This window comes from Aquimarina penaris, assembly GCF_040786285.1.
Taxonomy (GTDB): Bacteria; Bacteroidota; Bacteroidia; order Flavobacteriales; family Flavobacteriaceae; genus Aquimarina.
This window is the reverse complement of record NZ_JBFMKQ010000004.1, coordinates 478,193-502,856: the sequence shown is the minus strand read 5'-3', so window position 1 is coordinate 502,856 and position 24,664 is coordinate 478,193. Positions and strand designations below refer to the sequence as shown.

Annotated in this window: 20 protein-coding genes; 11 read left to right on the top strand and 9 right to left on the bottom strand. The window is 33.3% G+C overall.

The genetic code is table 11. From position 1 onward, the window contains the following. Position 1 precedes the first annotated feature (1 nt). The 4 genes from ABW637_RS19225 to guaA form a co-directional block, all read right to left on the bottom strand. Positions 2 to 220 carry a DUF3820 family protein gene (locus ABW637_RS19225; RefSeq protein WP_367586418.1) on the bottom strand — a complete coding sequence of 73 codons (219 nt, stop codon included), beginning with the start codon at positions 218 to 220 and terminating at the stop codon, positions 2 to 4. 24 nt (positions 221 to 244) lie between these two features. Then, positions 245 to 781 carry a DUF922 domain-containing protein gene (locus ABW637_RS19220; RefSeq protein ID WP_367586346.1) on the bottom strand — a complete coding sequence of 179 codons (537 nt, stop codon included), beginning with the start codon at positions 779 to 781 and terminating at the stop codon, positions 245 to 247. A gap of 423 nt (positions 782 to 1,204) precedes the next feature. Then, positions 1,205 to 3,385, bottom strand: coding sequence for a LysM peptidoglycan-binding domain-containing protein (locus ABW637_RS19215; protein WP_367586345.1), 2,181 nt, complete (start codon positions 3,383 to 3,385; stop codon positions 1,205 to 1,207). Positions 3,386 to 3,436: 51 nt separating this feature from the next. Next, positions 3,437 to 4,969, bottom strand: coding sequence for a glutamine-hydrolyzing GMP synthase (guaA, locus tag ABW637_RS19210; protein ID WP_367586344.1), 1,533 nt, complete (start codon positions 4,967 to 4,969; stop codon positions 3,437 to 3,439). A gap of 154 nt (positions 4,970 to 5,123) precedes the next feature. Between guaA and ABW637_RS19205 the strand changes: the two genes are divergently transcribed. Further along, positions 5,124 to 5,696 carry a pyridoxamine 5'-phosphate oxidase family protein gene (locus ABW637_RS19205; protein WP_367586343.1) on the top strand — a complete coding sequence of 191 codons (573 nt, stop codon included), beginning with the start codon at positions 5,124 to 5,126 and terminating at the stop codon, positions 5,694 to 5,696. A gap of 112 nt (positions 5,697 to 5,808) precedes the next feature. On the opposite strand, the gene bshC is transcribed toward ABW637_RS19205, so the two are convergent. Further along, positions 5,809 to 7,404 carry a bacillithiol biosynthesis cysteine-adding enzyme BshC gene (bshC, locus tag ABW637_RS19200; protein WP_367586342.1) on the bottom strand — a complete coding sequence of 532 codons (1,596 nt, stop codon included), beginning with the start codon at positions 7,402 to 7,404 and terminating at the stop codon, positions 5,809 to 5,811. A 126-nt stretch (positions 7,405 to 7,530) separates the two neighbouring features. On the opposite strand from bshC, the gene ABW637_RS19195 reads away from it, so the two are divergent. The 7 genes from ABW637_RS19195 (at position 7,531) to ABW637_RS19165 (ending at position 16,287) form a co-directional block, all read left to right on the top strand. After that, on the top strand, positions 7,531 to 10,011 hold the full coding sequence (locus ABW637_RS19195) for a M14 family metallopeptidase (RefSeq protein ID WP_367586341.1): 2,481 nt from the start codon (positions 7,531 to 7,533) through the stop codon (positions 10,009 to 10,011). A 1-nt stretch (position 10,012) separates the two neighbouring features. Then, complete coding sequence (locus tag ABW637_RS19190; protein ID WP_367586340.1) at positions 10,013 to 12,184, top strand: M3 family metallopeptidase; 2,172 nt, start codon at positions 10,013 to 10,015, stop codon at positions 12,182 to 12,184. Between the two features lie 57 nt (positions 12,185 to 12,241). Further along, entirely contained in the window at positions 12,242 to 12,766 is a 525-nt protein-coding gene (locus tag ABW637_RS19185) for a hypothetical protein (RefSeq protein ID WP_367586339.1), read from the top strand. Between the two features lie 26 nt (positions 12,767 to 12,792). Beyond that, positions 12,793 to 13,248 (top strand): tRNA (cytidine(34)-2'-O)-methyltransferase, encoded by a 456-nt coding sequence (locus ABW637_RS19180; RefSeq protein ID WP_367586338.1) that lies wholly within the window; start codon positions 12,793 to 12,795, stop codon positions 13,246 to 13,248. A gap of 666 nt (positions 13,249 to 13,914) precedes the next feature. Further along, positions 13,915 to 14,085 carry a hypothetical protein gene (locus ABW637_RS19175; protein WP_367586337.1) on the top strand — a complete coding sequence of 57 codons (171 nt, stop codon included), beginning with the start codon at positions 13,915 to 13,917 and terminating at the stop codon, positions 14,083 to 14,085. 288 nt (positions 14,086 to 14,373) lie between these two features. Continuing rightward, complete coding sequence (locus ABW637_RS19170; RefSeq protein WP_367586336.1) at positions 14,374 to 15,852, top strand: sensor histidine kinase; 1,479 nt, start codon at positions 14,374 to 14,376, stop codon at positions 15,850 to 15,852. 3 nt (positions 15,853 to 15,855) lie between these two features. Next, complete coding sequence (locus tag ABW637_RS19165) at positions 15,856 to 16,287, top strand: response regulator (protein WP_367586335.1); 432 nt, start codon at positions 15,856 to 15,858, stop codon at positions 16,285 to 16,287. Positions 16,288 to 16,299: 12 nt separating this feature from the next. Here the strand turns inward: ABW637_RS19165 and rimO are convergent, their stop codons facing one another. Next, positions 16,300 to 17,601, bottom strand: coding sequence for a 30S ribosomal protein S12 methylthiotransferase RimO (gene rimO, locus ABW637_RS19160; RefSeq protein ID WP_367586334.1), 1,302 nt, complete (start codon positions 17,599 to 17,601; stop codon positions 16,300 to 16,302). A 139-nt stretch (positions 17,602 to 17,740) separates the two neighbouring features. Here rimO and ABW637_RS19155 point away from each other — a divergent pair, with 139 nt between their 5' ends. Continuing rightward, on the top strand, positions 17,741 to 18,850 hold the full coding sequence (locus ABW637_RS19155; RefSeq protein WP_367586333.1) for a serine hydrolase domain-containing protein: 1,110 nt from the start codon (positions 17,741 to 17,743) through the stop codon (positions 18,848 to 18,850). A 9-nt stretch (positions 18,851 to 18,859) separates the two neighbouring features. Here the strand turns inward: ABW637_RS19155 and ABW637_RS19150 are convergent, their stop codons facing one another. From ABW637_RS19150 to ABW637_RS19140, 3 genes are all read right to left on the bottom strand, one after another. Continuing rightward, a complete protein-coding gene (locus ABW637_RS19150) occupies positions 18,860 to 21,331 on the bottom strand; it encodes a TonB-dependent receptor (RefSeq protein WP_367586332.1) in 2,472 nt (823 codons plus the stop codon). Between the two features lie 34 nt (positions 21,332 to 21,365). Then, positions 21,366 to 22,280: a FecR family protein gene (locus tag ABW637_RS19145; RefSeq protein ID WP_367586331.1), complete on the bottom strand. Its 915-nt coding sequence runs from the start codon at positions 22,278 to 22,280 to the stop codon at positions 21,366 to 21,368. A 63-nt stretch (positions 22,281 to 22,343) separates the two neighbouring features. Further along, complete coding sequence (locus ABW637_RS19140; RefSeq protein ID WP_367586330.1) at positions 22,344 to 22,862, bottom strand: RNA polymerase sigma factor; 519 nt, start codon at positions 22,860 to 22,862, stop codon at positions 22,344 to 22,346. 107 nt (positions 22,863 to 22,969) lie between these two features. Here ABW637_RS19140 and ABW637_RS19135 point away from each other — a divergent pair, with 107 nt between their 5' ends. Together ABW637_RS19135 and ABW637_RS19130 are read left to right on the top strand one after the other, a co-directional pair. After that, positions 22,970 to 24,136, top strand: coding sequence for a hypothetical protein (locus tag ABW637_RS19135; protein ID WP_367586329.1), 1,167 nt, complete (start codon positions 22,970 to 22,972; stop codon positions 24,134 to 24,136). A gap of 37 nt (positions 24,137 to 24,173) precedes the next feature. Next, positions 24,174 to 24,422: a hypothetical protein gene (locus ABW637_RS19130; protein ID WP_367586328.1), complete on the top strand. Its 249-nt coding sequence runs from the start codon at positions 24,174 to 24,176 to the stop codon at positions 24,420 to 24,422. The last annotated feature ends 242 nt before the right edge of the window (positions 24,423 to 24,664 follow it).

Below are 24,664 nucleotides of genomic sequence, written 5' to 3'. Positions count from 1 at the left end.
ATTATAATTTTTGGATATTCCGTATTAGATGTTCTAGTCCATTTAACTTGAGCTCATAAACTGTTTGTAATTGTTGCCCGAGTACTCCCTTAGGAAACCCTTTATTATGATACCAAACTATATAGTATTCTGGAATATCGATTAGATACCTATCCTTATATTTACCAAAAGGCATTTTGGTATGAGCTAACTTTATAAGAAAATCTTTTTGAAGCTGGATATCCACTGTAAGAAGAAAAAATGATTATTTTGGATAATCTCTATAATACCACATTAATGTTTGTATTTTTTTCTCCCATTTTTTTTGATTGGCTTGATTGTTAGAGTGACCTGTTTCTTCATCATATCTTTCCTGCATATTGATTCTCATTCTCTCTACTAACTTATACATTTTATTGAGATCTCTTCTTATGTTTCCTCCAGGCTTGTATTCTTTCAACCTTTTTCTCATTATTCTAGCATGCAATTCTGAAATATCAAAGTGTAGTTGTTCGTGAGAGAGAAGGTGCTCGGACATTTGTCCTCTTTTAACCCAGGATAGCGAAGGGTAACAAAAACTATCTACTTGATAGTTTAATTCAATATCGCCTTTATCTTTTCCATATGACCATTGGTAGGTTATTCCAGTATTTACACTAGCATCATAAGTACTACTACTTTCTGGTCTGCCTCTAAAATCTGACCATGCTAATTCACTTCTTTCTGTATATGAGAACTTTCCAACATAACCATTATTATTGGCAAAAAATAGAAATAAAATAATAGTAAAGTATTTAATCATAATTGTAACAATTATGCCCAACCAAAAGTCAATTTTTTCACTGTTTTTAAGGTCTCAAAGCAACAATATGGGGCAAATACTGTTAACATTTCTTAAAAAAGTGTTACCATTTTGATCCTAAATATACACGTATTTTTAAATTACACATAATTTCTAGGACATAAATATGGATTATTTTTCATTGTATTCCACACAACTTATTATAATCAATTATAGTGCCAAGGAAAATTCATTTCCTAACAAACTATCAGAAAAAAAAGCTAACCTTAAGAATATCAAAGATATAGAAAATTATTTTTTTTTCTATAAATAATCAATATTTATTTGGCATTAAATTTAAATTTCCCCAAGTAACACCAATATCTCTTTTATATTTTTTTGTTTTTGAGTTATTTATCAAAAGTTTACTCGCTATAAAAAAAACTAATCTACTACGATTAATTTTAGATCATCATCAAATTTAATAAGATAAGCAGCTTGGTTATGATATCCACCTAAAACCTTTTTATCATAATTAAATTTACTCTCCACATACTCTGTTGTCCCCTCAAAAGAAACCGCATGATAAAGGTCATCTGCAGTTCCTAATCGCATTAAAATATCATAAGTAATATCAAAACCACGTACCGCCCAATTACTTGGGTTTACACCGTATTCTTTTCGATACCTCATTACAAACGGTGATATTTTCTTTTCATCCTTGTCCTCATTAGCATCATTAAATTCTTTATTCATGGATGGATAATGCAAATGCAGTTTTGACAAATGTTCATTCTTAATATTATCATCATCAAAAGCATTATTTTTATCTGTAGTAAATAAGGTTATTTTATGACTTTCGGATTTAGCATTGAGTAGAGGAATAACATTGCTTATCATAGCTACATCATTTGATTCCAGAAAAACCCAATTAGGTCTTTTATTGTCTAAAACTTTATTAAGACGAACTTCATATAGGTAATTCCCTTCTTCAATTTGAGCAACTTTAGCTTCAGGAAATTTAGCAATTAGTTTGTTTTTAATTTCTTCATGTTTTTTCCCCTGCTGTACTATGATTATAATATTTTTATCAGTCGAATCTTTTTCTACAAAAGACAGAATCCTGTCCTGAAGCATCACATTTGAAGGCCTGGTTTGAAAGAAATTATCATACATGGTCGATTCTTTTCTTGAAGCTGGAGAAAACACAGGTGTATTATACTTCTTAAGCTCTTCGGCAACTGTTTCTAAATTAGATTGATACAAAGGACCAATAACAGCATCAGTAGTATCAAAATTATTTTGGTCTATTAAATCTTTTATATGATTCTTATTTTTATTCTTTTGTGTATCAAAAACATTAAGTTCTGTTGTGATCCCTTTGGTTCTTGCAGAGTCTATAGCTATCAAAACCCCACTATAAAGATCAAGTGAAATTCGAAGGCTTTGTTTATTTTTTAAATACTCTTCGGTTTGCTGTCTAGCATTAAGATTTAGAGTGTCTAGACTAAAAGGTAACATCACGGCTATCTTCTTGGGTTTAAAATTATACAGCATAGATTGTAAATCTACTAATCCTGTTTTTGAGATTTTTGGCACAGCTATAGTATCGACAGTTCTATTCATTTTGGGAACTTTTAATACCATACCCTCTTTTAAACCTTCTTGAATCAGATAAGGGTTCATCTTAAATAGTGAATCCGAAGAAATCCCAGTAACGCGTAATATATTATAGATCGTCTCTTTTGGAGGCACTTGATAAAGTTCTAATCCATCTTCAATTGCCTGTTGACCTAATGGTACAAAAACAGAAGTGGGTACTATGATTTGCATTCCTACCGGAAGATCAGTATCCATATTAGGATTAAGTCTCTCTAACTCACCAATAGTGATACCATGTCGTCTTGCAATAGCATATCTTGTATCTTTTGGCTTAATACTATATTGAGTTGTAGTAGTCAATCTAGTAACTGCAGTGTCTTTAACAGCGTCTTTTATAGCTGGACCATCAGCATAAAAAGGTATTCTAACCTTATCCTTCTTTTTAATCTGCTCAGAATACAATCTCTTATTATGCTTTTTTATATCTTCTACAGTAATCTTATATTTTTTTGCTATGCCATATAAAGTTTCTTTTCGTTTTACTTTATGGGTTATAAAACGAATTACATTACGTTCATCTGAGGTTGCTTTTAAGCTATCCAAAACTGAATCTTTACCTTCTTCTGATACCCCATCAATACTAGTAGGATCTTTCTTCTCTACTTTACCTACATTAAGAATTTGGCCTATATTAATACCATTTACAGCTTCTGGATTAAGGATATATATAGCCTCTGTGGTTATACCATATTCTTTAGAAAGGCTGTAAACAGTATCTCCTTTTTCAACAATATGTGTTTTGTACTCCTCGTCACTTGTCACTGGGATAGCCAGGATCTCTCCTTCTTTAATTCCATCCTTGGCGGTAGGGTTAATTCGGTATATAGCCTCTGGTGTTGTGTTATAGCGCTTAGCAATTCTATACACATTTTCACCTTTGGCAACTTTATGACTCTTATATTGTTGTGCAAAAGCAGAATTGCCTATGATTAACAATAAAAAGATTAACAACAACTTTTTCATTTGATTTCTTTTTTTATTCCCTGACTCCAAAAATCATAATTTAATATGGTTCTATTCCCACTCTATAGTTGCGGGTGGTTTAGAACTTATATCATATACTACTCTATTAACGCCTTTTACCCGGTTTATTATTGCATTAGAAGTTTTTTGTAAAAATTCATAAGGCAGATTCACCCAATCTGCAGTCATTCCATCTGTACTTTCTACCGCCCTTAAGGCCACACAATTCTCATATGTTCGCTCATCTCCCATTACTCCGACACTTTGAACCGGCAATAAAATTGCCCCTGCCTGCCATACTTTATCATATAAACCATTTTCTTTTAAGCCGTTGATGAAAATAGCATCTACTTCTTGTAAAATACGAACTTTATCACTGGTTATATCTCCCAATATTCGAATAGCTAACCCTGGACCTGGGAATGGATGCCTACCTAGTAACTCTTTATCCATATCCATAGATGCTCCAACACGACGTACCTCGTCTTTAAATAGCATCTTTAATGGTTCAACTATCTTTAGTTTCATATAATCGGGTAATCCACCCACATTATGATGGCTCTTGATCGTAGCACTTGGACCACCGGTTACAGAGACACTCTCTATCACATCTGGATATATAGTACCCTGTGCTAACCACTTAACATCTTCGATAGCATGTGCTTCATCATCAAAAACTTCAATAAACACTCGCCCAATAGCTTTACGCTTTTTTTCCGGATCACTTTCTCCTGCAAGAGCATCCAAAAAACGTGCCGAAGCATCTACTCCTTTTACATTTAGCCCCATTCCTTCATAGCGATCTAACACTGTAGAAAATTCATTTTTACGAAGCAAACCATTATTAACAAAAATACAATGAAGGTTTTTACCAATAGCCTTATGCAATAACATAGCCGCAACCGAGGAATCCACACCTCCAGAAAGCCCAAGCACTACTTTATCATTACCTAACTGCTCTTTTAAGCTATTCACTGTTTCTTCTACGAAAGAATCTGGAGTCCAATCTTGAGCAACACCGGCGATATCAACTAAGAAATTTTTCAGGAGTTGTGTACCATCTTTGGAGTGATATACTTCTGGGTGAAATTGAATCGCATAGGTTTCTTCACCATCAATCTTAAACGCTGCATTTTCTACATCATGAGTACTTGCTAAAAGCTTAGCATTGGTTGGTAATTCTTTTATGGTATCACTGTGACTCATCCAAACTTGCGAACCTTCTGAAATATTTTGAAACAATTCATTATTGTTAACATAAGACAAGTTTGCACGCCCATACTCCCGGGTATTAGATTCTGCTACTTGTCCGCCCCCAAAATGTGCTAGGTATTGCGCACCGTAACAAATACCCAATAGTGGTTTTTTACCACGTATCTCGGTAAGATCTGGATGCGCTACATTATCGCCTCTAACGGATAATGGGCTACCCGACAATATTACAGCATTATAATTATCAATATCCTGTGGAGGTTTATTGTATGGATGTATTTCTGAATAGATATTGAGCTCTCTAACGCGACGCCCAATAAGTTGTGTTACCTGTGACCCGAAGTCTAAAATAAGTACCTTGTTGTTTTGCATAGGCAAAAATAAAATTTAATTTCTACCCCCGAAATCCTGAAAGGAATAATTTTACAATATTATATACAAACCTATTTCTAAAAGAAAAAAAATTCAAAATACAATATGAAATTAAGCTAGTTTTTTGACACTCATTATTAAAATGATTAACTTTATGAGACCAACCTTAATCATTACACCAATGACTGAAATTATCTTCTCTACAATCGTAAATGACCTCAGAAATGCAATTAAAAGTTCAGAGCATCCTTTTCGATATTTCACTTTTGCAACATCGGGGATCAATGGCAGGCCGAGATTACGAACTGTGGTCCTACGAGATATAGATGACCAATTAAATTTAACGATATATACCGACAAAAGGTCAAAAAAAATTACTCATATTCATGAACACAATGTTGTAAGTCTTCTTTTTTTAGATAACGAAAGACTAATACAATTATCGATAAGAGCCAAAGCCGAAATTGTAACAGACGATGAAACACTAAAAAATATTTGGGAACAGATTCCGCAGAAGTCGAAAAAGGAGTACACTACAAAATTAGCTCCTGGAGAAGAGATCAGAAACCCCGAAAAAATAGATTTTCTAGAGGAAAAACATTTCTTTACTGCTATTAAATTGATTCCAGATAAAATTGAATATCTACGTTTAAACAGACCTAATCACATTCGTGTTTTATTTCGAAAACAAAATAACGATTGGAAGGGTACGTATCTAGTGCCATGAATGTGATCATAAAATAATAAGACTTCCCTATATATGAAGAAAAATGGAAAGTATCTCTTAATGCTATAGGGCAGCATCCAACGGAACTAGAGCTTGAATTAATTATTATTGATCAAGAGCTCACGATTAGAAACTCACCTTTCAACGGATCTAAATGTTTAATCAAAGTTGGGATCAACTCCTCACCATACTCCAAATACATTTCTGAGAAATTGATGGTACGCTCCTGCAAGCTTTGATTAGGAAATAATTCATTCTGAATCGTGGTTAATCGTTGCACATGATCACTTAGCTTTCGTTTTTGTGCCTTTAACAAACGTTTTTCTAAAACATCCAATCCTTTGAGCTGCTTTACCTCTTGAGCCTTTACTGCATTACCAAAAGTAACATCGGTCTGTTCTGCGAGTTTATACATTTCCTCAAATTGTTCCCTTAGATGGGCCCGTTGTGGATCAAAATTGATATCGATATTCGATATTCGTCTCACCTTATGATTGATCAATTCATGTTGTTTTAGAAACAATTCTGTATCAGATACATTCAGTTTTTTAATCTTTTCTGCTTGTTTGTTAGTCTGTATCAACACCGAGTTGCGTAGTAGCAACATTGGGAACGGAATCTGTACAGCATCAAAATAATCCTTGAGTTCAAACCAATAGGCCAACTCTCCTCCTCCTCCGATATAACAAAGATTAGGTAAGATCACTTCTTGATACAAGGGACGCATCATCACATTAGGACTAAATCGTTCTGGAAACTCATAGAGTTCTTTTACTATCTCACTTTTGCTCCAACTTATTTCTGTTTCGTTTACAAAATAACTTCCGTCCTCTTCTATAATTCGTTCTCTTAAACCATCGGCTAAATAGAATAAATTAATCGCTCTCGGATTTACCTGTATTTTATACCCTGTGTCCTTTAGTTTTTGAGCCTTTGGCAATACCGTATTGTATGATGTTTGCTCTACCAATTCTTTTTCAACAAATGGAATAAAAAGGCGTTTCAACTCTCTATCGTCACCATCAATAATGACCAAACCATAGTCTGCAAAAAGTTCGTTTGCAAGATATCGGGTAGCTTCAGCTAGATTGTTATGCTTAAGATAAGTTTCTTTAAAAAGTGATTTCAATCGTTCTGCATTACGTCCAGAACCGATTTCAGAAGAAAAGATATCAAACACCTTATCTAACCCATTGGTATCAAAAACTCCTACTGCACCGCCATCCTTACGATTCCATTGTATTTTTTTTCCGAACAGGTTAAAATAGTTAATCTCATCAAAATCATGATCTTCTGTTGCCATCCAATAGATCGGTACAAAATTATAATTCGGATACTTTTCTTTTAATTCTCTGGTCAAATTTATAGTAGAAACAATCTTGTATAAGAAGTATAGCGGACCGGTAAAAAGATTTAATTGATGCCCGGTAGTCACTGTAAATGTAGAAGTCTGTGCTAAAGATTCTATGTTTTTCTTAGTTGTTTCAGAATAATTAGTACTGCGATATTGACTATTTAAAGCATTTACAAGAATTTTCCTGTTTTCATTAGAAAATGATTGTTGTTTCTCTAGTATCTGAGCTTCAAAATTTTCTACTTTCGGAAAACGATTATAAAATGGCTTTAATTCAGCTTTTTGATCTAAATAATCACAAATAAGGGATGAAAAGTAATTCGTATCTCTAAACGGAATACAGTCACTAGGCATATACTACTCTTTTTTTAGAGGTTAAATATACATTAGATTGTGATTGTAAATCCTAAATTTTAGTTAATACAGATTATAACCTAAATTTAACTCGGTATTTTTCATTTTTAAAATTTCAATCAGTCAATGAAAAAATTACTCTTCTCACTCTATGTCATAGTTACGCTTTTTTCTTATTCACAGGGCAGTTTACAATCACCTTCAGAATTTTTAGGCTATGAAATTGGGGATCAATTTACACGCCATGCAGATGTAGTGCATTATTTTGAGCATGTGGCCGAAAACTCTGGTATGGTGAACTATACTAATTACGGAAAAACAAATGAGCGCCGCCCCTTAACTTATGCCATAATTTCTTCTGAAGAAAATCTGAAAAATATTGAACCCATACGATTAGAGCATCTTAAAAATACCGGTATTATTGAAGGTGCTTCTTCTCCGCAAACTGCAATTGTATGGTTAAGCTATAATGTGCACGGTAATGAAGCCTCTAGTACCGAAGCTGCCATGCAAACGATATATGAATTAATTACTAAAAAATCAGATTGGTTACAAAACACAATAGTAATCATGGACCCTTGTATTAATCCAGATGGTCGAGATCGTTATGTGAATTGGTACAACCAAATAAAGGCAACTCCGTATAATACAGATCAAAATGCAACCGAACATAATGAACCCTGGCCAGGAGGAAGACCTAATCATTATCTTTTTGACCTTAATAGAGATTGGGCCTGGGCTACCCAGGTTGAGTCTGAGCAACGTTTAAGAATTTATAACCAATGGATGCCACATATACATGTAGATTTTCATGAACAAGGTATCAACGAGCCCTATTATTTTGCACCAGCTGCCGAGCCGTTTCATGAAATCATTACTTCGTGGCAACGCGATTTCCAAACACAGATTGGTAAAAATCATGCAAAATATTTTGATGCTGAAGGATGGCTATTCTTTACTCGAGAGCGTTTTGATTTATTATACCCAAGTTATGGAGACACCTACCCCACATTTATGGGAGCGATCGGTATGACCTACGAACAAGCTGGTCATGGTCGTGCAGGATTGGGTATCCAAACCGATGAAGGGTATATTTTAACTCTAAAGGACAGGGCATTACATCATACTACAACAGGGTTATCTACCGTTGAGATTTCTTCAAAAAATGCAGCAAAGCTTAACACAGAATTTAAAAAGTTCTTTAACAACAGTAATTTAAAGTATAAAAGTTATGTACTAACCGGTGAATCTGATAAAATTAATGCACTTACCAAACTGCTTGACAAACACGACATAAAGTATGGTTTTACAAACACTTCAAAAGTTTCGGGGTTTAATTTTAGAGGAAATAAACCAGGTAGTATAAATGCTAATGGTGCACTGGTTGTGAACACTAATCAACCCAAAGGCAAGATGATTAAAGTACTTTTTGAACCCAATGCTAAATTAAGCAACCCCCTTACCTATGACATAACAGCCTGGAGTGTACCTCATGCATATGGGTTAGAAGCTATTGCATCTACTTCATTGATTGCTATAAATGGCACTCAAAAACAGAACGTTATAAACAACACCGTAAACCCTTCGGGGGCAGGATATATCACAAAATGGAACAGCCTTGATGATGCAACTTTTATGGCAGATTTATTGAAACACAATATAAGAGTTCGTTTTAGCGAAAAAAACTTTTCGAACAATGGTGATCGTTTCAAAAAAGGTAGTCTTATCATTACCAAAAGTGACAATCGTAAAAATAAAGATTATGATAAGATCGTAACCGAACTTGCTAACAAGCATCGTCGAAAACTGTATCCAGCTCCAAGTAGTTTTGCTACAAGTGGAGTAGATTTTGGATCTCCTGATGTAAAACTGATCAACAATCAGCGTATAGCTGTTCTAAAAGGAAATTACACATCCTCTCTAAGCTATGGCGAAATATGGCATTTCTTCGAACAGCAACTAAAATTTCCTATCACATCTATAAATAGCAATTATTTTGAAAAAGTCGATTTAGAGAACTACGATGTATTGATTATACCTAATGGATATTATGATGGTCAAATTAAAGAAGAAACATTAAAAACCCTCAAAAATTGGATTCAAAAAGGAGGGAAAATCATTGCTATTGCTAATGCATTACAGATTTTTGCTAATAAAGATGGTTTTGAATTAAAGAAAAACGAACCCGAAGAAAAGAAAAAAGATTCTATTGGCAATCGCACACCCTATGATCAACGAGAACGTGAAAGCGTAAAAGATTTTATTACAGGTAGTATTTTTAAAACCAAAGTAGATGCTTCTCATCCTATGGCTTTTGGATATGACGACACCTATTTTAGTTTAAAATTGGGAAGTGACGCATACAAACTACTTCAAAATGGGTACAATATTGCTTATATTGAAGAGCCTCAAAACGTTTCTGGTTTCGCAGGTAAAGAGGCATTAAAAGGCCTCAATAATTCTTTGGTTTTTGGCGAAATAAACATAGGTAACGGAAGCATTATATATATGGTAGACAATCCACTATTTAGATCTTTCTGGCAAAATGGAAAGCTCTTCTTTGCCAACGCTATCTTTTTAACTAACAACAACAAATTTAGACTTTAAAATGGCTAATTTACACATCCCAGCAACATTGAAAACAATACTACTTTCTGCTATTGTATTTATTACAAGTTGTACTCAAAAAAAGAAAGAAACTGTGACGACAAATACATCTGAAAACATATCGAATATATTATTAGAAGAATGGGAAGGGCCCTATGGTGGTACTCCTGCATTTGATAAGGTAAATATTACAGATGTAAAACCTGCTTTGCAGAAAGCGATGGAAATCAATCTTAAAGAAATAGATACTATCGCAAACAATCCAGAAGCTCCTACTTTTGAGAATACTATTGTAGAAATAGAAAAATCTGGAGCAGATTTTAATAGAGTTTTTACATATTATGGAATTTTAAGAAGTAATATGTCTTCTCCAGAATTCAGGGAAATTCAAAAAGAAATGGCTCCCAAATTATCTGAATTTCGATCAAAGATTTCTCAAAACGAAAAATTATTTCAACGAATAAAAGCCGTTTATGAAAACTCTTTAAAAACTCCATTAGAAGAAGATCAACAAAGAGTTGTACAATTGATTTATGAAGATTATGCCATGAAAGGAGCAGAATTGGATCAAGAAAAAAAACAACGTTATGCCGAAATTAATAAAGAGCTATCAGAATTGTACACTAATTTCTCTAATAACATATTAGCAGATGAAGAAGGATATGTAACCTATGTAACTAAAGATCAATTAAGTGGTCTATCTGAGTCTTTGATAAATGCCTATGCAAAAGCAGCAAAAGACCGTGGTCATGAAGGAAAATATGCCGTAACTAATACTCGTTCTTCTATGGCCCCATTCCTTACCTATTCTAATGAGAGAGCATTACGAAAAAAAGTATGGGAAAACTATTATTCTAGAGGTGATAATGGTGACAAACACGATAACAATGATAATATTACTCAAATCCTAAAACTGCGCAAAGAACGAGTAGAGTTATTAGGGTATGATAATTTTGCCGACTGGAGATTACAAAATAGAATGGCAAAGAACCCAGAAAATGCCATGAAATTAATGAATGCCGTTTGGCCTGCTGCTATTGCTCGTGTAAAAGAAGAAGTCGCAGATATGCAAGCCCTGGCAAATGCCAATAAAGATACTATCACTATAGAGCCATGGGATTATCGCTACTATGCAGAAAAAGTGCGAAAAAAGAAATACGACCTGGATTCTGATGAAGTAAAACAATACCTGCAATTAGATAAATTAAGAGAAGCTATGTTCTTTGTCGCGGGAGAGTTGTTCAATTTTAAATTCACCCCGGTTGAAGAAGGTAAAGTACCCGTATTTCATGAAGATGTAAAAGTATGGGAAGTAAATGATAAAACTTCTGGAGAACATATTGGGCTCTGGTACCTGGATCCTTTTGCCAGAACCGGAAAACGCTCTGGCGCATGGGCAAATACATATAGAAGTCATACTACTTTTGATGGTAAAAAGACTGTACTGGGATCAAACAACTCTAATTTTGTAAAACCAGCACCGGGAGAACCCGTTTTAGTATCCTGGGATGATGCGACTACTTTTTTCCATGAATTTGGACATGCACTACATTTTTTTGCTTCAGAAGTGAGATATCCAACACTAAACAATGGTGTTCGTGATTATACCGAATTTCAATCTCAATTATTAGAACGTTGGTTATCTACCGATAAAGTAATTGATAATTACCTGGTGCATTACAAAACCGGTGAGCCAATGCCAAAAGCATTAATAGATAAAGTAAAAAAAGCAGCTACCTTTAATCAAGGATTTGGTACGACAGAATACCTTGCTTCTGCCCTGATGGATATGAAATTTCATTTAGCAGATCCTACCAATTTAGATGTAGACAAATTCGAAAAAGAAACCCTGACAGAACTAAAAATGCCAAAAGAATTGGTAATGCGTCATCGTACACCACATTTTGGGCATGTATTCTCTGGTGAAGGATATGCTACAGCATATTATGGCTATATGTGGGCCGATGTACTTACTGCAGATGCAGCAGAGGCCTTTGCTGAAGCTCCGGGTGGGTTCTATGACAAAGAAGTAGCTTCTAAATTAGTTAAATACCTTTTTGCACCTCGTAATGCGATGGACCCGGCAGATGCATATAGAAAATTTAGAGGGCGTGATGCCAAGATCGAAGCATTAATGAGAGATAGAGGATTTCCGGTTCCAAATCTTAAATAACATTAACTCTAGAGGAGAATCAAAGCTGCTAAAAAGAAATAATCAAAATTTAATACAATGCAAAAACATATAATAGTCACAATATTCCTATTGATTTCCTTTTTCGGAAATGCTCAAATAGACACTGTTTCTGTCAAATCAATTGAAGGCATTACGAATAAGATGATAGAATTAATATCAGGTGCAAAAGATGAACCAAGAAATTGGGATGAATATAGAAGCTTGTTTTTACCAAGGGCACAAAAAATCTTTATCAACCGGAAAGCGCCACCAAAAAAACAGATACGAGTAATGAATTTAGAAGAATTCGTAAGAAATGTGGGGCCTTTATACAAAAGAGATGGTTTTGAAGAAATATCACTAGGATTAACGATTAATGAATACAACGGAATCGCAAATGTGTTTCAGAGTTATTATTGTAAAAATCTCATCGGAACCTATGAAAAAAGAGGCATTAATAGCTATCAATTGATATATGCAAATGATAGATGGTGGATAGCAAGTACCACATTCACTAATGAAACTGAAGATAACAAAATACCAAATAGGTATCTCAGTAAAGAAAACCAGTCTAAAAATTAAAGACCCTCTTTAAGACATCATAAATAATGGCATATAATATTGTTCTTATAGAACCTGAAATACATACGAATACGGGTAATATTGGTCGGTTAAGTTTAGCATCAGGATCAAATTTACATTTAGTAAAACCTTTTGGTTTTGAGTTAAGTGACAAGAGATTAAAACGCGCCGGACTTGATTATTGGAAACATATCTCACTAAAGATTTATGATAGTACAGAAGAATTTTTTGCCATAAATAAAGATAAGAAAATGGCATTTTTTTCTAGTCATGGTCACAAAACGCATTGGTCTATCGAGTATGAGGACGATATGTATCTTATATTTGGAAAAGAATCTACAGGTCTATCATCACATATTATCGAAACCCATAAAGATAGAACATATAAAATCCCTTTATACAACGAACATATACGAAGCTTAAATTTAGCCAATGCTGTAAGTATTGTAGTATATGAAGGTTTAAGGTCTTTATCCATATAGGATTGTCACGAAAATCCCGAACCTTAATCCTAAAAGTGAATTACATGAAATGATTTCTACATTACATAATACCGACAGTTTCAATTGGGAAATTGATATACCCAAAGGAAAACCAAGTGAAATTTTATATGTTTTAGGAATACCCAAGACAGAATAGTCCAAAACCTTGTGGGTTGAAACAAATTTATATCGATAAATTAGCCTCAAAAACGATAAAAAAACTCAAAAACTAGCACCAAATTAGGCTTAAAATTACCATATCAATTTAGTGCATCCTTAATCTTTAACAAGACCAATCCTATTTGCTTTTTATCATGTTAATTTGATACAAAAAATTGATTTTTATTGAAATATCAATAAAAATAACATAAAAATAGGCTCTAATGTTACTTAATTGTTAATTATTAAGGTTATTTTAACAAATTTAGAATTATCAATTATTCAATAAAAACTCCTAAAAATTGATAAAATCGAACCTGATTTCTTCAAGCCATTGTTGAATTGAAAAAAACCACCTTACATCCTTTAAAGGATGTTCAATTTACCTTTTCTTAAACCTTCGTTTTATAGCCAATTCCTTAAAAATAAATTGTGATTTCGTGATCCTTTTTTACATACATTTGCCGCCGATTTAAACGAATAAAAAACAAACTTAAATTTATAGACATGATTAAAAAATTATCTTTCCTACTTATCCTTAGTGTGACTTTATTTTCTTGTGAATCTGAATCATTTGATGAGCAAACCGTAACTCTAGAAAATGATACGACTATCGGTCCTGACACTGATCAAGAAAAAATTATCGATGAGTATAATGACCCAAACAGAGGTTTATAATTTAACGCAGAAGAACTACTGCTACATTATCAACCCCAAATCGTAATAGTTCTCTTTACATTTGAGTTAGCCCTAAAATAAAAGACCCTATTATAGATTAAAAAAGGAAGCCCATCTTGAGCTTCCTTTTTTTTGTTGGCATCAAACTCATACATAATCCAAATTGATTGCGGAAAACCGTATAAATAATTTGTTAATATTTATTATCTTCGATACGTAATTACTCATGTAACCATCGTCAAAAATAGTTTTTAGTCAGTTTTTTTATTAACGTCAAAACTAATTTTAATGAGTATACCCACGCCCCAATACAAGCACACCGAGCTTACTTTTCAGGTTATGGTAGATGCCTCGCCTAATGCCTTAATTCTTGTTAATGAGAAAGGTAAAATAGCATATACCAATGCCTTTGTTGAAAAATTATTTCAATATGAACGTGCAGAAATTATTGGTCAGGAAATAGAAATATTAATCCCTGCAAGGTTTAAATCACAACATCCGGGGCATTTTAACTCCTTTTTTAAAAACCCAAAGGCAAGGATGATGGGTGTTGGCCGTGAACTTTATGCTATAAAAAAAGACAAAACTGAGTTTCCGGTAGAAATTGGGTTAAACCCTATTGTTACTGTAGATGGCAATTTAGTATTAGCCTCTATTATTGATATTTCTGAGCGAAAAAAAGCCGAAGAGCGTTTCAGGTTGGTAGTAGAATCTGCTTCTAGCGCTATGATCTTAGTTGATAAAAAAGGGGTAATACGACTTGTAAATACACAAACCGAAAAATTATTCAGATATCGTAGAGAGGAACTTCTTGGGCAAAAAATAGAGATTTTGATTCCGAATGAAATAAGAGGAAATCATCCAAAGTATCGAAAAGAATTTTCAAAAAATCCAGAAGTTCGATCAATGGGATCAGGAAGAGATCTATATGCTATAGATAGAGATACTAATAGATTCCCTGTTGAAATTGGTCTAAATCCTATGGAAACATCTGATGGTCAAATGGTACTCGCATCGGTTATTGATATAACCGCAAGAAAAAAAGCTGAAGAAAATTCGAGAAAATATACCAAAAAATTAGAACATAAAAATCAAGAGTTAGAGCAGTTTACATATATAGCATCACATGATCTGCAAGAACCACTAAAATCCATCACTGGTCTAACCGAAATATTAATTGAAGAGTACGGAGATTTACTAGATCAAGAAGGAAGAGATTCGCTTTCTTTTTTAAATGAATCTACAGATCGCATGAAACAATTAATCACTGCTTTACTGGATTACACTCGCTTAGGACAAAGATCAAAACTAGAACAAATAGATTGTAATGAACTTATAAAAGCTGTAAAAGAGGATCTTGCTTCTTCTATTTCTGAAGCCAATACAAATCTCGAAATTGATACATTACCCACTCTTTTGGGGTATCAAACCGAGTTGAGATTACTGTTTCAGAATCTGATTAATAATGCAATTAAGTTTAGAAAAAAAGAGGCACAATCTGTAATCAAAATTTCTGCACACAAGCAACCTAAAGCATGGCAATTTAAGATTGAGGATAATGGGATTGGGATGGATATGAAATTTTCAGAAAAAATCTTTACCATTTTTCAACAATTAAATTCTAAAGAAGAATATTCTGGTACAGGTATAGGTTTATCTCATTGTAAAAAAATCGTCGAATTACATGATGGAGATATATGGGTAGAATCTAAACCTGGAGAAGGAAGTTCTTTTTTCTTTACCATTAATACCAAAATAAAATCTTAACACATGAAAAAGATAACCGGTTTAGATTGTATCATCCTGGTGGATGATGATAAGATCACTAATTTTATAAATAAAAAAGTAATAAAGCGTGCAGACCTAGATGTCGCCATCAAAGTGAACAGCTCTGTTACTGAAGCGTTAAGCTATCTTAGAGGGATGAGCCAGCATCCTATGGAAGAATACCCCAGACCAGGGATCATATTTCTTGACATCAATATGCCGGGCATGAATGGTTGGGATTTTATTGATGAATACAAGAAATTACCTGAAAAACAAAAAGATAGAATTGTAATCGCTATGCTTACCACCAGCATAAATCCAGACGATGAAAATGCTGCGAATCAAATTCCCGAAATTAACATGTACCTAAAAAAACCGCTAACTGTTGAGAAACTAGAGAGTGCGATTAAAAATTACTTTCCAATTTTAAACTAACATAGTATGTAGTTATATAGGCTCTGCATATAAATCAAAATCCTCTGCTTCATTTATTTTTACTGTAGCAAACTCACCTGTTTTTAGGTAGAATTCAGAAGCATCAATAAGCACCTCATTATCAACATCTGGAGAGTCAAATTCTGTTCTTCCCACAAAGTATTGTCCTTCTTTACGATCAATAATGACGTCGAACTCCTGCCCTATTTTTTGTTGATTCAGTTCCCAGGAAATTTGTGATTGGATTTCCATGATTTCATTGGCGCGTTGCATTTTTACTTCTTCGGGAACATCATCTTCTAGATTAAAAGCATGCGTGTTTTCTTCATGAGAATAGGTAAAACACCCTAATCGTTCAAAACGCATCTCCTTGACCCAGTCTCTTAACGTTTCAAAGTCTTCTTGAGTTTCTCCGGGATAACCAACAATAAGCGTAGTACGAATAGTCATTTCTGGTACAGCTTGTCTAAATTCTTCTAAAAGTTTAGTGGTTTTTGCCTTAGTAGTTCCTCTTCTCATAGACTTTAAAATAGGATCTGCTATATGTTGAAGCGGAATATCGATATAGTTACATACTTTTGGCTCTTGTTTCATGACCTCTAATACATCCATAGGAAATCCCGTAGGAAATGCGTAATGTAAACGAATCCATTCGATTCCTTCAACTTTAACCAATTCTTTAAGTAAATCTGCTAATTTTCTTTCCTTATAAAGATCTAACCCATAATATGTAAGATCTTGTGCAATCAGAATTATTTCTTTAACTCCGTTGGCAGCTAATTTTTCAGCTTCTACAACTAACTCTTCAATTGGTGTCGATTTATGCTTTCCTCTCATTAACGGAATTGCACAAAATGAACAAGGTCGATCGCAGCCTTCAGCAATTTTTAGGTATGCATAATTCTTAGGAGTTGTGGTTAAACGTTCTCCTATTAATTCATGTTTATAATCAGCCCCCAATGCTTTTAATAATCCCGGGAGTTCTGTGGTTCCAAAATATTGATCTACATCAGGAATTTCTTTTTCTAAATCCGGCTTATATCTTTCTGATAAACATCCAGTAACAAAAACTTTATCAACATCTCCCTCTTCTTTTTTCTGTACGTATTCTAAAATCGTATTGACAGACTCTTCTTTTGCATTTGCAATAAAACCACAAGTATTAATCACTACGATATTTCCTTCCTCTTCATGAACAACCTCTTTATTATTGGCCCGTAATTGCCCCATTAACACTTCGCTATCGTAAACATTTTTACTACAACCTAGTGTTACAACATTGATCTTGTTCTTTTTTAAAGTCTTCGTTCTCATATCTTTTCAATAAAGGTGTGCAAAGATACAATGATTAAGTAAAGTATCGACTATAAATCTAATATCTATAAATATTAATAATGTAGCCTTTATTAAACCTTTTGTATATTGTGTAGTCCAAATCTACAAACCCCATATTATGAACAAGATTCTTGTACCCTTACTTTTGTTATTTATTTTAAGTATTTCATGTTCTGATAGTAGTTCTGATTCAGAAGATAATTCAAATTCGGGCAATCCCGATCCTACGGATGCAACTGGATTATATTTTCCTCCGATAAATTCTAACAATTGGGAAACAACGTCAATATCAGACTTGGGGTGGAATCTGAATAATGAGGAGCCACTTTATAATTTCCTGGAAGAAAAAGCGACAAAATCCTTTATTATTCTAAAAAATGGTAAAATCGTTGTTGAGAAATATTTTAATGGCGCAACAGCCGAAGATGATAATCCATGGTTTTCTGCTGGAAAAACTTTAACCGCATTCACCGTTGGCATTGCCCAAGAAGAGGGTCTATTATCAATTACCGAAGCTTCAAATACATATTTGGGTGCAGGATGGGCCATGATTACACCAGAACAGGAAAACGCTATCACAATTAAGAATCATTTAACCATGACCACAGGACTTGATTATAATGTTTCTAATCTAAACTGTACCGATATAGATTGTCTCACATATCTTAACCAGCCTGATAATTTCTGGTATTATCATAATGCCGGATATACCTTGCTGACCGATATAATTTCTGATGCAGTAAATCAAGAATTTGATAGTTATTTTAATTCCAAAATAAGAAATAAAATAGGCATGAACGGTACCTGGTTGAGTTTTGGATATGTCAACATATATTATAGTACAGCAAGAAGCATGGCTCGTTTTGGTTTATTAAGCCTAAACGAAGGTACCTGGGATAAAGAAGCATTACTTTCGGATCCAAATTACTTTGATGATATGACAACTACTTCTCAAGATCTAAATCCTTCTTATGGATATTTATGGTGGTTGAATGGAAAAAGTAGTTTTATACCTCCTGCAGCCCAAATGCCATTCTCTGGAAAACTTATACCAAATGCCCCCGATGACCTTATTGCCGGATTAGGAGCTAATGATCAAAAACTATATGTGGTTCCAAGTCAAAACTTAGTTATTGTAAGAATGGGAGAAGATGCAGGAGAAACCCTATTAGGCCCTTCAAGTTTTGATAACGAATTATGGGAAAGAATTAATTTACTTATTAATTAATCTTAACCTCTAAAAAGACACCCTAAACGTAGCATTAGGTGTAATATTTAAAGATGATTCAACTACTTCTTGAGGTAGGTTTTGCTGATTAATTTGGTAGTATGTATTAATCACATTTTCTTTATCTGTAAGATTCCAGATAGATATTCCGGTATGGGCCTTGATTTTGCTGCTAATTTTAAAATCATAGGTAGCCGAGATATCTAACCTAAAGTATTCATCCAACCTACTACTATTTGAGTCTTGATAATTAATTTGATCCCCAGAAATAGGATCTTCGGGCAATGGTCTGGTTGTAGGTAAACCCGAATTCCAGTTTAGACCTGCAGAGATTTTAAAATCACGAAAAGAATACGAAGATCCTAAGGTTACGGCATGCTTAATTTCTACATTGTTAGGAAATATTCGTTCATCAAATGCTTCAAAGGTATATGTGTTATACGCATAAGAATAGCTCATCCATGCACTCAGGTTTTTATACCTTTTATTCAACAAGAAATCCAGACCTTTTACGGTAAAATCACCTATCGATCTTACAAACTCGTATTGATTCTGAAACCCTTGGCTTCTAGCCGTTATACCTGTTACTTTTTTGTAGTACCCCTCTGCATTTATTAACCAACCAAATCTACTGTATTGTATACCCAAGGAAGCTTGTCTACTCTTAACTACCGGGATATCATTATCATTAGACAAAATCCACCTTCTCTTTTCTATACCCAAAAAATCATTCTGAAAATTTATAATTTGAGAGGTGTTTTGATGTTTGAATTCTCCTAATAGTTCAATATTAAAATACTTAAGAACTTTTTGGTTATAACTTAGCCTTGGCTCAATAATATGAGTGTTAAATTTATCATTATAATTATAGCGTATCCCAAGGTTAAAAGAGGTGGTTTTTTGGGGCGCATAGTGCACTTGAGAAAATAAGCTGTGTGTACGTATAACTCTATCTCTTTTCTCTCTAAAAACAGGTGTATCTATATCATTGAGGTTAGAAATCCCGGTTTCTATAAATTGATAACCATTGAGCAAGGTTACCTTTTCGGTGATATCATAGTATCCCTTTAATTTTATTCCAGTTTCCGAAACTTTATTCTCTTGTAAAAAACGTTGCTCTTCTTGAAGATTAGCGTTTATAGATTTAAGACTATAATCAGTTTCGTATATCTGCAAAATTGATCTTAGTTTATCATTCCATTGTTTTTGATACCATATTCCACCAGCTAGACTACTTTGTATTAAACTACTTTGCCTGGATTGCGAGATATTATTTATAGTAGCATTTTCTGTAAAAACAAGTTCGTTATTGATCGTTAAAAAATTAACTCTTAGTTTGTCTGTATTTGTGATATTATAATTCCATCGTAAGTTAATGTCGTAAAAATCAAAACCAATATCAGAAGTTAATAATTCTTGTTCATCAACTTCACTATCCTGAGATATTCTATTAAAGTATTGCGAGTATGTTGGTGTTTCTGCGATATCTCTAATTGATTTTCTTCCTGTGATTTGTAATGACGATTGCTTTCCCAAAGGAATATCTGCAAAAGCATCAGCATTAATCATATTTAGTCCCAAACTTGCTCCAAAACGATCATTAATCGCTGTATCCGTATTCATAACAATGGTTCCCGAAACTCCATCTGTAAATTCTGGACTAGTACCATTTTTTAGTAATGTTGCCTTTCTTGTAATCAAAGGATTAATTGCCGATATCAATCCAAAAAAATGTCCAGATTGGTACATTTTTATCCCATCCCAGAGTATTAAATTCTGATCATGAGTCCCTCCTCGAATATTTATATTCGAAACGGTCTCATCTGTACTTTGGATACCAGATAATGCCTGTACAGTTTGTAAAACATCTGTTTCAATAAGACCAGGAAGAATTCCGAAATTCTTATAATCTATTTGAAAGCTTCCATCATTAGCTTTATCAATACCTTTGGTGATATAATTATGAAGTATTACTTCGGATAACGCTTCGGTTTTAGGCTCCATATAAATCTCTGAACAGTCATCAATTACAAAAGTATCAGCAAGTCGATAAACGGTCTCATATCCTAAATGCCCTATAATTATAGTTTCGGTGGATGTAAATACTTCGAGTTCAAATTTCCCATCTTTGTCGCTTATGGCAGAAGACTTTTTTCCTTGAATAGTAGCACCTTCTAGTGCTGATTTAGTATATGTATCCTTAAGATTACCACAAATTATAAAAGAACTACTTTTTTTATTAATTGACACAAAATTGTTAGCCAGCACACTATATTTTAAACCTGTCTGTAGCTCTAGAAATTCTAAAATTTGTTCAAAAGAAAGCTTATGTTGAATTGGTGCTATAAAGACACCTTCGATAGTATCGTCTGCAAACGTAAATTTATATTGAAACCGCCCCTCTATACTAGAAATGGCATCTACCAGAGGTATTGTTTTATCATTTACCTCTTGCGCACCAGAAGAAAAAACACAAAACACAAGAAATAGCCATATGAGAGCAATATTTTGCCGACTATAATTTACTCTTATATAGTGTAATATGCTTTTTTGAGTCAATTTTATATTCCAGATCTAGAGGTAAAGTTATGGATTTTAACCCATCTTCTAAATTTGTGTGAACAAACCCTCCTGTAAATATACGCGAAGTATTTATATTTTCTAACGAAAAAACAACATCATACTGTCTTTCAAATTCAAGAATAACTTCATGAAATGGAACACTTTTAAAATTACTTATATTATTAATCCATTGTGGCTCGGTATTAGAAGTAACATCTGTAGTAACAACTCCCTCGACAACCTTGAAAGTAGATCCTGCTGGTAATTTTTTAGAGTATTCATCGTATTGCACATTTACCAACCCCTCAAAACACTGTACTTCAAAATATCCCTTACGATTTTTGACATTAAACTGTGTTCCCAAAACACTTACCTTACCGGCATCAGTGATTACATCAAAGGTTGATCCTTTGGCTACTTTAAAAAAAGCTTCACCATCAAGAACTACTTCTCGTTTGTCATTCCAATTACGTTTATTATATACTATTTCTGATTTTGCATTTAATACCACAGCAGATGCATCGGGCAATGCTAAAGAAATTTTTTCATTAGCCATAGAGCTAATACTGGACCCAGTATTTAAAAAGAAAAGTGATCCAACTCCAAATACTACCGCTAAAATAGCTGCTACTCTTAAAAAAGGAGTATACCAGGCTCTACTCTTGGCAATTGGTGCATTATTATTTTCAATTTTCTTATAAAACGTATCCAGATTGGCAACCTTAGAAACCTCAGAAGCTTTAAAATACTGAGCTCCCTCAAGAACTTTTAAATGCATTTTATGATCATCTAATTCTTCGAAAGCTTTAGCTTCAGATGTTGTTAATTCATCTGCTAACCATTTTTTTATAAGATATTCTTTATCCATTATAAAAGTTCTTCTATATATAAAACAACTAAGTTTTTGTTTTTCCTTTAAATAATTTGAAATTTATTCAAATCCTTCAATTTCACTTTTAAGTTTTCTATAAGCAGTATAGATTCTATTCTCTACAGCTTTTTTTGTAACCCCTAACATTTCGGCTATTTCGGCATGTTTTTTACCTTCAACTTTATTTAACAAAAAAGCGACCCTTTGGTCTTCTGTTAATTTAGCTAGTGCATTTTGATATTTCTGTAAAAATTGTTTTTGCTCAATTATAAACTCGGGAGACTCGTTGGTGTATTCTTTTGGTTTTATCTCCCTGTGTTTTAAGACAACTTTTTGATGTTTAATCTCGTTAAGCATCATATTTTTTGCAACACTAAATAAAAATCCTTTTGCTTTAGATGGAGTTACTTTTTTACAATTATCCAATAATTTAATGAAGGCATCCTGCATTTTATCATTAGGACCTAATGATTCTCCATATGTATAATAAAGGTAATTGTATAAATCTTTTGAATACTTAGTATAGAGCTTCGAAAACATCTCTTCCTCGCAGACATTTTCATGCAAGTCTTTTGGCATTATGACGATTTTGTTAAGGTTAAATGTAAAAAAAAGAAAAAGAAAAAAGGATTTTTTATATGTTAGTTGTTATAATTATACCCATTATTGTGAAAGAATTATACCCTATGAACATCAAAACAAATTCAATTCTACTCCTTATTATAGTATCTATAATGGTATTTACTACTTCTTGTAGAAGCGAGTCAGACGAATTAACTCAAGCTCCAGACAACCAATCTCTAAAGGTAAACTCTAAGGTCGCAAACTTAATGTTACGCACCACTTCTCATGATGGATCTATAGATGATAGCATTGATAATTCAAGTTGTTTTAGCATTATATTGCCATACACAATCACCGCAAATGGACAAGAAATTGCAATTAATTCTGAAGAAGATTTAGAATCATTAGAAGATGTTTTTGATGATTCGGATGAGATTATTTTTAGTTTCCCGATCACTGTGCTTTTTACCAATTTTTCTGAAAATATAGTAACCACTAGTGATCAATTGAATCAACTTGTAAACGATTGTGATAGTAAGGATAATAGTGATGATGATGAGCACATTGCATGTATCGATTACCAGTATCCTTTTTCTGCTTCTGCTTTTGACACTCAAAGTGAATTAATTACTACAGTAACTTTCCAAAACGATAAAGACCTATATCTGTTCATCAAAAATATTGATGAAGAAGATGTTGTAAATATTAGCTTTCCGATTACGGTTATTCTTTCTGATGGATCCGAAATTAACATCGATGACCTTGATGGTTTAGAAGATGCTATTGAAGCTGCTTTAAACAATGATTGTAATGACGATGATGATGATGATGATGACGACGATGATAATGATGATGACGATGATGATGATGACGACGATGATGACGACGATGATGACGACGACGATGATGATGATGACAACGATGACGATGACGATGACAACGATAGTAACTTCTCAGAAACCATCACAAATAGAACATGGGAGATCCTAAAGTATAAGGATAACGAAAGCAATGAATCAAAAAATTACAAAGACTTTGTATTCAACTTTTCTAGTGACAACACTGTGGTTATTGAGAATGAAGTGACTGGAGAGATCACTAATGGTACTTGGTCTGTATCTACTACTTCTGAAGGAAAAATGGAAGTAAATTTTGATTTTGGTACAGAAGCACCTTTAGACAAACTTAATACCATCTGGGACATAAAAAAAGTAAAAGAAAACCAAATACAACTAGAAAGAGAAGATGACGGTATAAGTAAAGATCAGTTATTTTTTAAATCGAAATAATGTAATATTATCATAATGCCCTAAACAAACCAGAACTATGAGAAATACCCTAAAAACTGCGTTTAGTATAGTATTCATTATTGCTGTATTATTTTTTATCACCTTAGTAATTACATCTAAGAAAAAATCAAATAAAATAGATAGTACGAATGCGACTATAAATACAGAGGTATTTCTAACCATAAGGAAAAGTACTGCGCTATCCTTTTTTATTACAGAAGATGTAAAACAGAATACTCTATCATACAGATTGCCAAGTTGTAGCGACAAACATTATTTAATGTAATTAAATAAAAAATGCATAACGCATTACAAATGGTTACGAATATCACAAACTCATGTCAAAGCCAATCAAAACAATGTCAAAATACAGAATTCTAATCAGCGGAGCATTTTTAGTCGTCTATTGTGTTTTTATGACTTTTCTAATACTAATAAAAACAAGCTAACCAATCCCTATACACAATCTTTGTGAAACGGGAATTATTTATAACAAAGGTTGTGTAATATTGGGGAACAAACCTTCAA